Below are 13,782 nucleotides of genomic sequence, written 5' to 3' on the forward strand. Positions count from 1 at the left end.
ATTATCCGCAGCGGAAAGGGCTGAGTCAATACTTTGAGTGAACAGCAGCGTTCAGCCAAAGCCCGGCAATATCAGATGCGCAAGCGCGCGGACCAGATGGACAGCACGCGCCAACGCATTGTCGAGGCCACCTCCCGCCTCCACGCCACCATCGGCCCGGCACGCACCACGATTGCCGGGATTGCCGAGCAGGCGGGAGTAACCCGGCTGACCGTTTACAAGCACTTCCCGGACGAGGCTGATCTCTACAACGCCTGTTCGGCTCACTGGCGGTCCAATCAACAACTCCCGGACCCCGCGGAATGGTCGAAGACCGCAGACCCGGACGGCCGCCTGCGCCTGGGCCTGTCCGATATTTACCGTTTCTACCGCGACGGTGCGGACATGCTCCTGCGGCTGTATCGGGACAAGGAAGTGCTGCCCGAGGGGCTGCGCCGCAGCCTGCAGGACCGTGATGAGCATTTTCGGGACGTGCTTTCAGAGCCTTTTACGGACCGCCGGGACAGCCAGACCCTGCGGGCCCTTGTTGGCCACGCTGTCTCTTTCTGGACTTGGCACTCCCTCTGCCAAAGCAACGGGCTTGCCGAAGAAGCCGCAGTGGAAGCGATGGCAGCGTTGGTAGCCGCGGCCCCGGTAGTGGCGTTACCTAAGCCCGGCGCGCCTTGACAGCCAGTCCGTGCATGGGAATGCCGCCTGAGGAATACTGAAGGTGCCGGGCCTTGGCTGTGGTTCACGCGCCAGGCCTCGGTTCGGCTTCTCGAAGGGGGTATCGGTTGGAGTCAGCAGTCCCTCGCCGCAGATCCCTCCCGGGTGCGGCGGCAATCTTCGCAGCCCTTCTGGCGTTCTCCGCCGCCGGGTGCACGGGCACTCCCGAACCGCCCGCTTCTCCTGTGCCTGATGTCCACATCGCCGCTGTGGGCGACATGAACGACGCCGGGAATGTTGACCCGGACAGCCCGTCAGGCCGGAACGCTGCGGAGATCACCCGGCTCGTGGAGAACAACGAGATTGACGCTTTCCTGGGGCTCGGGGACTTTCAGTACAGCACCGCGCGCTGCAAGGATTACGTGGACTACTGGAAGACGCTGTGGGGCGGCACGCTGCCCAAGTTGTACTGGGTGTCGGCCCCTAACCACGACTGGGAACCCGGACGTAATGCAGACCTGGACAACTTCATGGATGGCCGGTGTCCCGGGTCCCCGGAGAAGGCTGCGATCAACCAGGAGCGTGGTTCCATCTCGAACGGGGAACCGTACTCGAAGGACTTCGGGAACTGGCATTTCGCGTTCCTGTCCTCCGCACAGTGGAAGTACAACCCCAAGAGGGCCCGGGAGCTGACCACATGGCTGGACCAGGACCTCGCCGCTGCCAAGGAGGCTGGCAAGCACCTGGCCGTGGTGTACCACGAACCCTATTTCACCTCGAACACGGACCAGCATGAGCGGGCCGCCGACCACAAGCCGTGGGTCGACGTGATGTGGAAGCACCGGGTCCGGCTGACCCTGTCAGCGTCACAACACAACTACGAGCGGTCATGCCCGGTGAACAACGCTGACGACTGCGTCGATGACGGCATGACCGCGTTCCAGGTTTCCACGGGCGGCACCAGCCTCCGGTCCTTCATCAGCAGTCCGCGGTATATCGAGAAGCGGTTCAGCGACACCCACGGGTTCCTTCGGCTGACGCTGCACGGGGACGGGTCCTTCGACTGGAACTTCGTGCCGACAACCGGGACAAGCACGGACTCGGGTACGCGTTCCAAACCGTAGAAAGTCCCACTCCGCCTATGCGGCCAGGCGCTCCGCCCGCTCCCAGTGCTCCCGCAACAACGCTGCCACCCGGTCGGGCTCGATCCGGTGCGGCGGGTCGAAGTGGTGCCGCTGCGGAAATACTTCAAGCCGGAAGTCCGGGAAGACCCTGGCGAGGCGCTCCGCATTGTCCGCGTAGTCGTCAGGGTTGCTCAGCCCGCCAAGGATAAAGAGCACCGGCCTGGTGAAAGCGGCCAGCCGCGAACGGTCAAGATCATAGGACTTGAAGGTTTCCACGAACGCCCTGATGCCGGCGGGGCGCTTTGCCATCCACGGCGGCGGGGGACCCTGCGGCGGTGGCGGCAGGACGACGTCGTGCTTAACTCCCAGCCGCATAAACGCGGGCATAAACTCCTGTGGCGGCAGCGCGTCCAGCTGGTCATACTGCTTCCACAGCTGCGCATGGGCGGGACTCCAGTCCCAGCTCCCTGCCCACGCCGGCTCCAGCAGGGCCAGGCTGAGCAGCCGCCCGCCGTGCTTCGCGGTGAAGGCCAAAGCGGCCGATCCGCCGCCCGAATACCCCACCAGGTGGAACGTGTCCCAGCCCCGCGCATCCGCTTCGCGCAGGACGCCGTCGATCTCGGTGTCCAGGCTCCAGCCGGGCGGGGGAGCCTCACCTGCGTAGAGTTCCAGGTCCTTGGCGGCGGCCTGGACCTCGGGCCCCAAAGCCTCGATCAGCGCGCCGTACGCCTGCTGGGCGGGAAGTACGCTCCCGGGAAGAAGAATGGCCCGAACTGGTTCCATGGGAGGATGCTACGCCCGCCATGGCACGTCCGGAACGTGAAGAGCCCCGGCGGCAGTGGAAGCTGCGGCCGGGGCCATTAACTGTGCGGATGCGGCGGGTTGCCGCGGGGACGTCTAGGCGCGTGCGGTGGTGCGGCCCTTGGTGAGGATCACAGCCAGGGCGATCATCCCCACGCCGAGCAGCAGGTGCAGGATGTTGTCGAAGCCGTTGAGGGGCACGAAGTTGCCGGCGGCATCCTGGGGGACTACGAGGCCGTAGATGAACAGGACCAGGTAGATGACCCCGCCGTAGAGCAGGAATGAGCGGGCGCCGGCGGCGCTCCTGGCCAGTGCGATGCCCGCTGCGCCGAAGAGCAGGTGGACGATGTTGTGGAGGGCCGAGACCTGGAAGAGGCCCAGCAGCATGGCCTCGGAGTGGTGGCCGGCGATGTGCAGCTGGTCGAAGTTGCTGGTGATGCCCGGAACGAAGCCCAGGACGCCAACCAGCAGGAACACCGCCCCCACAACGATCGATGCCTTCTGGACGTTGGTGCGTGCTGCCATGCCGGTGCTGGTGTGTGTTGCCATGGTGAACTCCTGAATGCGATCTATGAATATGGATCAGCCCGTCCTGCCGATCCATGTGCTTATGCCAGCAATTCGCGGTCCAGCGCACCCGGGATGGGTTGTGGCCAAAGAATTTTTGGGGCCGGATGATGCTGCTCCCTGGCCATCAAAACTTCCCCGGCTCAATCCCCGCCACATGCGTCCCCGGAGTGCTATACCTAGCTCAAGGCAACTAATTCGGCGGTTTGCTGAGGGGCGCTAAGACCACCGGGTGAGCACCGGAGGCTGGAGGCGCGCAGTGCTGAGGGGACCAGTGCTGAAGGGGCGGTTGACGTGCGCCGCCTGCCTCACCGTGCTGGCAGTCCTCGCCGGCTGCGGCGGGGCAAGCAGCACCATCTCCACCGCCGTCGAGGACAGCCACTCCGCCATGGCCACCGCGCAGCTCGCAGTCCGGCTGGACTCCGCGGGCAGGCTCACCAAGGCCGCCACCGCCACCGCATTGGACGACGCACTCAAAGAACTGCAGACCAGCCGGAACTCAGTGCTCGGGCTGGCGCCCGCCAGCGCAGAAGAAAGGGAGTCAGTCCAGGAGGCGCTTTCCGCCCTGGACGGCTGCACCGCCAGCCTCACCACCGCCCGGGACGCCGTAGCGTCCGAAGACGGCGGTCCCTCCCTCACCGACGGCCAACGGGAGCTGGCCGCAGCGGCGGACCGGCTGTCCGCACTGATGGCGAAGGGCGGCGGAAAATGAAGCGGCTCCTCGGCGTCGCGCTTGGCATCCTGACGGCGATCGGCGGATTTGTGGACATCGGCGACCTGGTGACCAACGCCGTCGTGGGTTCCCGCTTTGGCCTGTCACTGGTATGGGTGGTGGGAGTGGGCGTGCTGGGCATCTGCCTGTTCGCCAACATGTCCGGGCGGGTGGCTGCGGCATCGGGCCGGGCCACATTCGAGGTGATCCGTGAACGGCTGGGGCCGCGGGCGGGGCTGGCCAACCTCTCGGCGTCGTTCCTGATCAACCTGATGACCGTGACGGCGGAAATCGGCGGCGTGGCTCTGGCCCTCCAGCTGGCCAGCAGCGTCCACTACCTGCTGTGGATCCCGGTGGCCGCGCTCGCCGTGTGGCTGGTGGTGTGGCGGGTCAAGTTCTCCATCATGGAGAACGTCACCGGGCTGCTGGGCCTGACCCTGATCGTGTTTGCCGTGGCCCTGTTCCTGCTCAAACCTGACTGGGGGAGCCTCGCCGGGCAGGCCCTGGCGCCCGCCGTACCCGCCGAGGAAACAGTGCCCACCTACTGGTATTACGCCATCGCCCTGTTCGGCGCGGCCATGACACCGTACGAGGTGTTCTTCTTTTCCTCCGGAGCGGTGGAGGAGGGGTGGTCCATCAGGGACCTGGTGCAGTCGCGAGTCAACGTCCTGGTGGGCTTTCCGCTGGGCGGGCTGCTGTCCGTGGCAATCGCCGGCTGCGCCGCCGTGGTGCTCCTTCCGGCCGGGATCGCCGTGACGTCACTGTCCCAGGTGGTCCTCCCGGTGGCCGAAGGCGGGGGCAAGGTGGGATTGGCATTTGTGCTGGTGGGCCTGGTGGCGGCCACCTTTGGCGCGGCCCTCGAAACAACCCTGTCCAGTGGTTACACCCTGGCCCAGTTCTTCGGCTGGTCCTGGGGCAAGTTCCGCCGCCCGGCGCAGGCCGCCCGCTTCCACCTGGCCATGATCATCTGCCTGTTCATTGGGCTGGCGGTCCTGGCTACCGGCGTGGACCCGGTGCTGGTCACCGAATACTCGGTGGTCTTTTCCGCAATCGCCCTTCCGTTGACGTACCTGCCCATCCTGATTGTGGCCAACGATCCGCAGTACATGGGCCAACATGTCAACGGCCGGCCGGTCAACGTGCTGGCCATGGTCTACCTGGTGATCATCCTGGCGGCCTCCCTGGCGGCGATTCCCCTGATGATCGTGACGGGAGCCGGATCGTGAAGCCCCGCCGCCCGCTCGCGCCTGCTCCGCCCGTGGCGGGCCGCCTCCTGGATGCGCAGCTGCATCTGCTGGACCGGCAGGTCCTGGATAACGACGGCGTCCCGGTCACCACCGTGGACGACCTTGAGTTAAGCGGGCCTGCTTTGGACCTGGAGCTGGCACCGGGCACCCCTGCGCCGGTCCTGACGGCGCTGCTGACCGGGCCGGTGCTGGGGACGCGCATCTTTGGCGGCAGGCCGCCGTCGTCCCGGCTGATCCGCATTCCCTGGAAGGACGTTTCCGACGTCGGCGTCGTGCTGAAACTGGGCGTCAGCGGCGAGCACCTGGACGCCGGCTGGGTGGAGCGCTGGATCCGGGACAAGATCATCGCGCGGATCCCGGGAGGCCGCCATGATCCTCGGTGACCTGCTGGGCGTGGATGTCCATGACGACGGCGGCGCGCGCCTGGGCAGGGTGGCCGACGCGCGGTTTGTGGTGGACGGCGGGCCGGGGCAGCTTCTGGCCGAGGCGCGCCTGCTCGGTCTCGTGGTCAGCCCGCACAGTGCGGCCTCGTTCCTGGGCTACGAGCGGACCGGCCTGCGGCAGCCCTGGCCGCTGCCTTCGATCTTCCGGTGGCGGCACCGGGGTTCGTTCCTGGTGCTGTGGGAGGACATTTTGATGATTGGTTCCTCCGGGGTCCGGTTGCGGGAGGGGTTCACCGCTTACTCGCCGGCGCTGGATTAGGAGGCAGCGCTGCCTCAGACCGCGCTACTGACGACCAGGACTTCATCGAGCAGATATCGGAAGACTGGCCGGAGTGAATCGTGGCGAGCTTTGGATGGTCTCGGGAGGCACCTATGCCCAAAAGCCCCGTCCTGCGCTGATCATCCAGGACGACCTGTTTGCGGAGTCGGAGTCCGTCACCCTTTTGCCGCCGACGTCACAATTGACGGACGCTCCCTTGCTGCGGTTGACCGTAAAGCCCGGGCGCCTGAGCGGCCTTCAGCAGGTCAGTCAAATCATGGTGGATAAGCTGGCCACGGTACAGCGCTCCAACCTCGGAGAGCGGATTGGAAGGATTGATTCCAGGACCATGGGCGCTGTGGAGCAGTCCCTTGTGGTCTTTCTGGGGCTTGGCCGATAACGGATTTACATCCGCTCAACGATGGAGTTTCCCAAGCGCCCAGTCCCAACGGATCAGCTCCTGCTCCAGCCTGATGGAGGCGCCGAAAGCGTCGTTGGCCAGCGCCGTATAGAGGGCAGACTCTTCCGCCGTCAGCCGGCCCAACGGCGCCTTGGATGGCGACGGCTCCGTGCCCCACACATCTCGATGCGCCAGGAGGGTGGCTTCGTCCATCAACAGGCTCACTACGTGCGGGTGGACTGCCCGGAGCTGGTCGAGGATACGGAAACCATGGGTGTCCAGGTCACCCCAGTAGAGGATCTCGCAGTCCCGCAGCCAGGCAGCATCCCGCAGCGAGGAAAAGCCATATCCGCCGCCGTAGATGGCCACGGTGCCCGGTTGATCGGGCAGAGCCAGGAAGTTCACCAAGTTCTCGGTGATCAGCACACTGGCAACGGGTAGTTCCAGGGTGTTGAACGCCTCCGCGGTGACGGTTATGTCCCGTGCCCCGCCCAGGAGCGGCGAGCCTGGATCCAACAACCGGAACCTGACCAGTTCCGGGGGGTGCAGGAAACCATGTCTGGCGGCGAAGCGGGCAGCGGGAGTGCGTGCGGCAGGCTGACCCAGCAACGAGCCGGGTTGTGCTTGGACATCGGGCAACGGGGCACCGCCGGCATCATCGTCGTCGACCCCCGAAGCGGTCCGCAGCGCCAGGGTTTCGACCAGTTCGTCGATTACCCGCCGGTGGTTTTCGACAAACTTCGTGTGCACCCCCGGCAGGCTGAGCTGCCGGACGAAGACCCCCGGCCAGGGGTTGCCCCGCAGCCACAGGGCAACGCGGGCGGCAGTGAGTGCATCGGCGCCGAGTTCCACCAGCTTCAACGGACGACGCAGCGCCCACGCGCGGAAGGCGGGGTCCAGCGCTGACAGCCCCTCAGTCAGCTCCACAAACCGCGCAGCGTCCCTGGCCTTGCCCGCGAACGCGATCTCATCCTTGGCCGAGGCGAAGACCACCGCTGCGGGCAGCCGGTTGGAACCGATTGTGGTGCGGCCTACCTCAGCCGTCTCCAAAGTAAAGGGCCCGACGGCGGCAAACAACTCGGCTGCCCACGCACGGGCCGCCACATAATCACCCAGGAGGGCGGCCGCCGTCGGACGTTTCAAGGCGCGGCGGCGGGGGTAGGCGCCGCTCGGATCCAGCAATTCGCGGAGCAGGGCGCCGGTGTTCCACGCCTTCAGCGTCTGTGCCCGAAGGTCAGCGAGCGTGGTCCACGCTTCAGCCACGCTTGTCCTTCTCCTCGCGGTACTCCTGGATGGTCATGTTCCGCAGCTGGGAATCGTCGCCGTTGGTGTTGGCCACGAACCCCACATGCGAGACGAAGGGCTCGATTACGTGGATTTTCTGCAAGGGTGTGACGATCAGCAGCTGCAGCTTCATCCGCTGGAACAGCTCCAGCCCGTACCGCGCCGATTCGTCCGAGCCGCGGCCGAACGCCTCGTCAATGACCACAAACCGGAAGCTTTGCCCGCTGCCCGAATTCCGGCCGGCCCCCTTCCCGGATCCGAGCCCGAACTGGAAAGCAAGGGCCGCGGCGAGGATGGTGTACGCCAGCTTCTCCTTCTGCCCGCCCGACTTGCCGCCCGAATCGGTGAAGTGCTCATACTCCTCGCCGGTTTCGGTCCACTTCTCCGAGGCGGAGAAGGTGAACCAGTTCCGCACGTCCGTCACCTTCGCGGTCCACTTCCGATCCAGGTCCGTGAGGCCCTCCCGTCCCCGGAACCGGTCAATCAGCCGCTCCACCTGCAAGTACTTCTGCTCCGAGTACTGATCCTCATCGCCAATGGTTCCCTCGGAGCAGGCCCTCAGGTCGCTGCCGAACTCGCGCACGTCCTGGTCTGAGGTGGCCTGGTGCTCAAGTTGGATATGGCGGCCGGTGTTGTAGGGAATCCCCGCCAGCGACTGGTTGATTTCGCCGATCCGGTTGATGATGTCCTGCCGCCGGCTGTCCAGGAATGCGTTGAATGCCACCACCTCGTGAATGGTGTTCTGGTTCAGCGACTCCTTGAACCGGGCCTCAAACCTTGGCAGGTCGTTGCCTGCCAGCTGCTCCAGCAGCTGGTTGTAGTCTGTGGCGGCGTCCAGCGAGGCATCGAAGTCGGTGGTTTCATTCGGGTACTTGTTGCGGAAGTCGGCCATCTGCCGGATGGTGTTCTCAGCCGCCCGCGCGATCCGTTTGGAAAGGGCATCGATGGTGTCCGTCAGTCCGGAGCGCACGGTGCTTTCCACCGTGGCCGTATTCCGGTAGGTCAGGGGTTTGTCCCCGAGCGCCCCGGCGGTGAGGTCTTCGACGGCGGCCAGTACCTCGCCGTCGTCCGTCACCGGTGTCCCGGCCAGGATGTCCCGGCATTCCCGAATGGCCTCTGCGATGTCGCTGGCATCCTTCTCATTGGCACCCAGCCGCTGCTGCAGCTTCCCGGCTTTGTCTTCCAGCCGTTCCAGCTGGGCGGTCACCTCGGTTTTCTTGGCCATGAGCTGGTGCAGGACATCGCTGGTGGTCTCCAGCGCGCGTTTTTCCGCTTTCAGGTCCTCGATGCCGCGGGCTGTGGCTTGCCAGTTGATCTCGCCGAACTCGGTCACCGAGCGGACAAGTCCCAGCTGCTGGTTGGACCGGCCAAGCGCGCCGAGTTCCGCGTTGACTCTGTAAAGCTGGCCCGCCAGTACTTTGAGCCGGCCCTGGGCCTCGTCCTGTTCTGCGCGGAACCGGGCAATCTTGTCATGGTTGTCCCAGCCCAGCACATAATTTCGCCGGTCAGCCAGGTCCTTGCGGTCGTCCTTTTCATGCCGGCCGTGCCCGCCCTTGAGCTGGCCGTTCGCCGTCAACGCCTTGGGGTAACGGCGGAAGTCGGCCAAGCTCTCGCAGCAGAAGTAGTCGAACCGGCTGCTGAGTTCGTCCTCGAGGAAGTCCCTGAAAGGTGTTCCCTGCTTTATGGCGATCTTTGCTGCCAGCGTTCCCGGTTCGGGTTGCCGCTGGTTCACCCTGTCGAATCCCGTGGTTGGTTCCCCAATCCGCAGGTATACCAGCCGGCCGCGGAGGTTGTTGGCGTCCACCCAGACGCTGACGGCGGGGTAGTGCTCGGCGGGGACCAGGAGCGAGAGGGCGAAACCGTGAAGCGTGCGCTCCGCGGCACCCTCCCACGCCGATTCGCCGTCACGGACTTTGAGGAGCTCACCCACGTAGGGCAGATCAGCCTCCGGGATCCGGGTTCCTTGGCAAAGCCGGCGGCGGATATCCAGCTGGGGGAGCGGGATCAGGTTCCGGCGGCCCTGCAGGCTGGTGAGCTCGGCTGTGATCTCAGTGGTCTTCGCTTTTAGTTCAACCTGCAACATGGACAGGGCGGTGCGCTGTTCCTGGAGAGCATCCGACCGGTCCGCCAGCTCCTGCTCCACCTCGGCAAGGCGCGCCCGGTTGGCATCAAACAGCACGCGGTCCTCCGGCGCCTGCAGGCCGAGATCCGCGGCGGCGGAGGAGTGAGCCTCAAACCGCTGCCGCTGTTCTGTGGACTTGGTTTCGAGGTTGGACAGCTCGGCGTCGATGGCGGCGAGCCGGCCGCCCCCGTTGGTACGGATGTCCTCCTCCAGCCCTGCGAGGTCCCGGCGCAGCTGCTTGATGTCGCCATTCAGCCGGACCGAGTCCTCCTGGAGTCGGAGGCCTGTCCGCTCCAGCTCGGTTTGGTGCTCCAGGCTGAGCTTAAGCTTTCGGTCCGTGAACCAGGGATGCAGCTGGTCGCGTTGCCGGCGCGCCATCGAGTCGTCAGCGCTGAGCTTCGCGTGCTGATCGGCGCCGGCCTTGATGGGCGTGAGCAAGGAGATCTGGTCCTTGGCCCGCAGGACGGCGTCGTGGGCCTTCTTCAGATCATCAAAGTGGCGGATGAGATTGCTGATTCGGGTGGCAACGTCGTCCTCCTCCAGCATGTTGTTCCGCACGAACGAGGTGATGTTGTCCACCTGCTTCATGGACACCGTTCGGTGGAACAGTTCCATTGCCTGGTTCCCGCTGATGCCGAACTGCCGTTTGAACGCCGCCGCATATGGATCGAAGGTGTCATGGACAGCCACCCCTGCCGCCCGCAGATTCTTCTTGAGCTTCATCGGGTCCTGGCCGAAATTGGCGAAGTCCACGGCAACGGACTGCTCCGCCTCGGCCAGGGAGTAGAACCGGCTGGGCTGTCCGGCCTCCTGGGTGGCCCAAAGCGTGATTCCGAGTGTGACGGACTTGCCAAGCACGGCATTGTGGAAGATTCCCAGCACCACCGTCAGTTGCCCTGTACCGCGGAGGGCTACTGGTTTGGAATACTCGCCGCCGGTACTCCGGGCGCTTTTGTGGAAGCCCCTCACGTACGACATCAGGGACCGTTCCTTCTTCTGCGCCCCGGCCGCCTTGTTGTATTCGATCTTGTGGGCGGGAAGCAGCAGCGTGGTGATCGCATCCACCACAGTGGACTTGCCTGAACCGATGTCCCCGGTGAGCAGACTGTTCGCTCCATCCAGCCGGAACGTGCGCACTCCCTGGTGGAACGTGCCCCAGTTGAGCAGCTCCAGGCGTTTCAGTCTGAAGCCAGGGGGAGTGCCGCCGCTCTCGGCCGCGTCGTCGAGGCTGAACAGGCTCTCCTGGAAGTCGGCCGCAAAGTCGGTCGTCATTTGCCCTCCTCCGATGCCTCAACCATGCGCCCCGCGGCGACGCTTCCTGTGCCGGGCGGCTCTCCGGCGAGCGTCGCCCGGTAGTCGGCCAGCCGCGCGTCGAACTCTTCCAGCCACTGCGCATCCACGTAGGCCTTGAGGATGCGCGCCACCTCGTAGGTGTCTGCCTGCCCTTTGAGCTTGCGGAGGAAGCCGAGCTCCTGGACTTTTTTGATGTCCGCGGCAAGCCGGTCCAGGATCCTTGCTTCGTTGCTGGAGTCGGGCAGGAACACCGACACCATGTCGGCGATGTCCTGCTCAGTCATGATGAGCCGGAGCTCGCCGCTGTTGGTGTCGAATTCGAGCATGCGACCGCGCAACAGGGCGAGGAGCAGGCTGACGTTGAACGTCAAGCTCCGACGGGCGATGAGCCTCGGCAGTGTTCCATCCGGATCGTCCTTGGACCGGAGGAACGCGTAGCCCTCCGACTCGTCGAGGATCAGGTCCAGTCCGAGCACGGAGACGTAGTCGCGCGCATGGGAGGTCAGGCCGAGCAGGGACTGCCAGACTTTCTCATCGTTCTCCGCGTAGAGCACGCCTTTGAAAAGACGGGTGACGACGGCGGGAAGCTCCTCGGGTGTGCGGGCTTCTGTTTCCGCGGTGGTGGGGTTGAAGGGGTTCATGCCGGCCTTCCGAAGATGATCTGTTCAACAGTGGCTTCCCGGACGCTGCCGTCCGGCAGTTGCCACGCCAGGTGCTGCGACTGCTCCGGATTGATAGTGGCCCAGTCCGATTCGGTGGCCAACTGGTAGTAGCCGACGATTTCAGCCAGGCCCTGGGAGAGCGGGTAAGCGGCCGTGACTTCGGCCAGGGTGGCCTGCTCCGCCTCGGCGAGGACGGCGTCGATGTTTGCCTTCAGACGTTCCTTATCCACGTGGAACTGGCTGAACAGCGCATCGGCGTCAACGTCGGAGTCGTCCGCGGTTTCCACGGAATCCTCCACCATCACCTTCCTGCTGGGCTCATAAAGCGGCCGCTCAAACGGCAGCACCACGTCCACGGACGGTGCGTCAATCTCCATAAAAACGCCCGACGGCGGTGCCTCCCGGGTGGCCAGGGCGCCGGATTCGACGCTACGGATCAGCTGCATGATCCGCTTGTTTTCCAGGAACACTTTGTCGTCGAGGAGCCGGCGCATTTGTTGGGAGAGCTGGCGGACCGTGGCCTGTGTCTGCTCGACGGCGGGAAGCCAGTCCTGGTGGAGGTTCGCCACCGCGTCGAGGTTGTCGGTGTGGGCGAGGGCCTCTATCCGGGTGGCCCGCTGGAGCAGGTCCTGCAGTTCCCTGCGCAGCCGGGGGGACATCAGGTAATCCCAGAAGCCCTGGAACGTGCGGCCCTGAAGGGAGCTGCTGATGTCCTGCTGGTTGGTGAAGATGGCGTCCAGCAGTTCGCCCTGGCTCCCGTCCCACGTGGCGATCTGCTCCCGGACCTGGCGGTCCAGCCTGCGGAAGTTCTGCTCGACTTCACGGAAATCGGACAGCAGGTCCCTTGCCAGGGCGGTCAGCTGCTGGAGGTGGTCCAGCGCCTCCGGACCTGTCATGACGCGGATGTTGCCGTCGCGGATCTGCTGCATCTCGGCGTCGATCCCGTCCCGCTGCTGTTGGAGCTCTGCCAGCCGTACTTCAGGGTCTGTCTCGGACTGCTGCACCAGCTGTTTCAGGACAGCGAAGATACTGGTGAGCCTGGACTGCGTGGCTACGAAATCCCGTCCGCGCAGGTTCTCCACCCACCGGACCACATCCTCGGCTGCCGCGGTCAGGTCGTAATGCGGCTCATCCTCGCCCGGCGCATAGTACTTCCGCAGCCATTTGCGCTCGTCTGCAGCCCAGTCGTCCAGGTATTCGCCGGCGGGGCGCGGGAACTTGTCCTGGCCTTCGCTGTCCCGCAGCCCGAACAGGACGTCGTCGAGCACGTCGATGAGCTCCTGGCGGCCCAGGTTCCGTTGATTGGGGCCGGTGAACGCCGCCATAAAGAAGGTCAAGGCCAGCGGCGCGTTCTGCGCACGAAGCAGGGACCATCCGGGGTGGTTCTCACGGAGGGAATTGATGGCGTAGTAGTCCATGGCGTCCTCTGGACGGGAGAAAGGCGGCAGGATGAACGGTGAGGCCTAAGTTACACGTTGCCCCAGACAATTTCCGACGAACAGGGTGGATTGCCAAAGCGTCAGTGTTCAGGCTGATGCGTAGGTGAGGCGACGTCAAGGCCAGCCTCGACGGCTGCGGTCAACAGTTCTGTGTCATAAGCAACGAGCAGAGCGGCTTGCAGCCGGATAGCGGTGGCCAGATGGATGGCGTCTGCACTGCGCAAATGTCCCGGCATCGCTGCCGCAAACATAAGGTCGGATCTCGCCAGGTCAACGAGGTTGATCCCGGCCAAGACGTCGTTGACCAGTCCGGCAGGGATCCTTCGACGGTGCCCTGCGCAATGTAGTTCGGTATAGAGGAGCATCGATGCGACGAGGCTATCCCCTCTGGCCGCGGCCTCGGAGAGGTAATCTGCAACACTGGCGGATTCTTCTTCCGCCACCACCAGCTTTAGAACGGCTGAGGTGTCGACATAGATCAACGGTCCCCTCGAAGGTCGTCCAGGATCTCCGCTGTGCCCACCTTCGATGTGATTCGGGGCAGGGTCCGGAAGTCAACGCGGCCTGGCCTTGCCGGCCTGACCTGACCGGCCAGCAAGAGACGTTCAAAGGGGGAGATTGACGGCGGAATCATTGTCGCTGCGATTTCGCCATTGTTCGTAACGTCGATCGTTTCGCCGTTCTTCACGCGTTCCAGGATCTTGCTGCTCTGGTTACGCAGTTCGCGATGGGGAATTGTTGTCATGGCCAGCCTCCGTAGCAATTGTAGCAACCCGAGACGGCG

General features: G+C 64.8%; 15 protein-coding genes. 7 read left to right on the forward strand and 8 right to left on the reverse strand.

The window, feature by feature from the left end; all coding sequences use genetic code 11:
* The first annotated feature begins 33 nt into the window (after positions 1-33).
* Both BMX78_RS06420 and BMX78_RS06425 read left to right on the forward strand, forming a co-directional pair.
* Complete coding sequence (locus BMX78_RS06420; protein WP_211482552.1) at positions 34-666, forward strand: TetR/AcrR family transcriptional regulator; 633 nt, start codon at positions 34-36, stop codon at positions 664-666.
* Positions 667-890: 224 nt separating this feature from the next.
* A complete protein-coding gene (locus tag BMX78_RS06425; RefSeq protein WP_286138825.1) occupies positions 891-1,769 on the forward strand; it encodes a metallophosphoesterase family protein in 879 nt (292 codons plus the stop codon).
* A gap of 15 nt (positions 1,770-1,784) precedes the next feature.
* Here the strand turns inward: BMX78_RS06425 and BMX78_RS06430 are convergent, their stop codons facing one another.
* Complete coding sequence (locus BMX78_RS06430; protein ID WP_091417851.1) at positions 1,785-2,552, reverse strand: alpha/beta fold hydrolase; 768 nt, start codon at positions 2,550-2,552, stop codon at positions 1,785-1,787.
* Between the two features lie 114 nt (positions 2,553-2,666).
* Positions 2,667-3,119: a DUF4383 domain-containing protein gene (locus BMX78_RS06435; RefSeq protein ID WP_091417852.1), complete on the reverse strand. Its 453-nt coding sequence runs from the start codon at positions 3,117-3,119 to the stop codon at positions 2,667-2,669.
* A 277-nt stretch (positions 3,120-3,396) separates the two neighbouring features.
* On the opposite strand from BMX78_RS06435, the gene BMX78_RS06440 reads away from it, so the two are divergent.
* The 5 genes from BMX78_RS06440 (at position 3,397) to BMX78_RS06460 (ending at position 6,198) form a co-directional block, all read left to right on the forward strand.
* Positions 3,397-3,849, forward strand: a complete 453-nt coding sequence (locus BMX78_RS06440) for a hypothetical protein (RefSeq protein WP_139204893.1) — start codon at positions 3,397-3,399, stop codon at positions 3,847-3,849.
* On the forward strand, positions 3,846-5,075 hold the full coding sequence (locus BMX78_RS06445) for an Nramp family divalent metal transporter (protein ID WP_091417857.1): 1,230 nt from the start codon (positions 3,846-3,848) through the stop codon (positions 5,073-5,075). The genes BMX78_RS06440 and BMX78_RS06445 overlap by 4 nt, the downstream gene beginning before the upstream one ends.
* Entirely contained in the window at positions 5,072-5,479 is a 408-nt protein-coding gene (locus BMX78_RS06450) for a hypothetical protein (RefSeq protein WP_091417859.1), read from the forward strand. Before BMX78_RS06445 ends, BMX78_RS06450 begins: the two co-directional genes overlap by 4 nt.
* Positions 5,466-5,798 carry a PRC-barrel domain-containing protein gene (locus BMX78_RS06455; protein ID WP_091417862.1) on the forward strand — a complete coding sequence of 111 codons (333 nt, stop codon included), beginning with the start codon at positions 5,466-5,468 and terminating at the stop codon, positions 5,796-5,798. Before BMX78_RS06450 ends, BMX78_RS06455 begins: the two co-directional genes overlap by 14 nt.
* Positions 5,799-5,871: 73 nt before the next feature.
* A complete protein-coding gene (locus BMX78_RS06460; RefSeq protein ID WP_091417864.1) occupies positions 5,872-6,198 on the forward strand; it encodes a type II toxin-antitoxin system PemK/MazF family toxin in 327 nt (108 codons plus the stop codon).
* 15 nt (positions 6,199-6,213) lie between these two features.
* Here the strand turns inward: BMX78_RS06460 and BMX78_RS06465 are convergent, their stop codons facing one another.
* The 6 genes from BMX78_RS06465 to BMX78_RS06490 all read right to left on the reverse strand — a co-directional run bounded on the left by BMX78_RS06465 (position 6,214) and on the right by BMX78_RS06490 (position 13,743).
* Positions 6,214-7,461: a Wadjet anti-phage system protein JetD domain-containing protein gene (locus BMX78_RS06465; RefSeq protein ID WP_091417867.1), complete on the reverse strand. Its 1,248-nt coding sequence runs from the start codon at positions 7,459-7,461 to the stop codon at positions 6,214-6,216.
* Positions 7,454-10,876, reverse strand: coding sequence for an ATP-binding protein (locus tag BMX78_RS06470; protein ID WP_091417868.1), 3,423 nt, complete (start codon positions 10,874-10,876; stop codon positions 7,454-7,456). The genes BMX78_RS06465 and BMX78_RS06470 overlap by 8 nt, the downstream gene beginning before the upstream one ends.
* Positions 10,873-11,538: a DUF4194 domain-containing protein gene (locus BMX78_RS06475; RefSeq protein ID WP_091417871.1), complete on the reverse strand. Its 666-nt coding sequence runs from the start codon at positions 11,536-11,538 to the stop codon at positions 10,873-10,875. Before BMX78_RS06475 ends, BMX78_RS06470 begins: the two co-directional genes overlap by 4 nt.
* Positions 11,535-12,977, reverse strand: a complete 1,443-nt coding sequence (locus BMX78_RS06480) for a DUF3375 domain-containing protein (RefSeq protein WP_091417872.1) — start codon at positions 12,975-12,977, stop codon at positions 11,535-11,537. Before BMX78_RS06480 ends, BMX78_RS06475 begins: the two co-directional genes overlap by 4 nt.
* Positions 12,978-13,078: 101 nt before the next feature.
* The gene (locus tag BMX78_RS06485; protein WP_091417875.1) at positions 13,079-13,480 is read right to left on the reverse strand and encodes a type II toxin-antitoxin system VapC family toxin; all 402 of its coding nucleotides are present in this window, start codon (positions 13,478-13,480) and stop codon (positions 13,079-13,081) included.
* Entirely contained in the window at positions 13,477-13,743 is a 267-nt protein-coding gene (locus tag BMX78_RS06490) for a type II toxin-antitoxin system Phd/YefM family antitoxin (protein ID WP_091417877.1), read from the reverse strand. The genes BMX78_RS06485 and BMX78_RS06490 overlap by 4 nt, the downstream gene beginning before the upstream one ends.
* Positions 13,744-13,782: the final 39 nt, after the last annotated feature.

The sequence above is a fragment of the Arthrobacter sp. OV608 genome (genome assembly GCA_900110595.1).
In the GTDB taxonomy this organism is placed as follows: Bacteria; Actinomycetota; Actinomycetes; order Actinomycetales; family Micrococcaceae; genus Arthrobacter.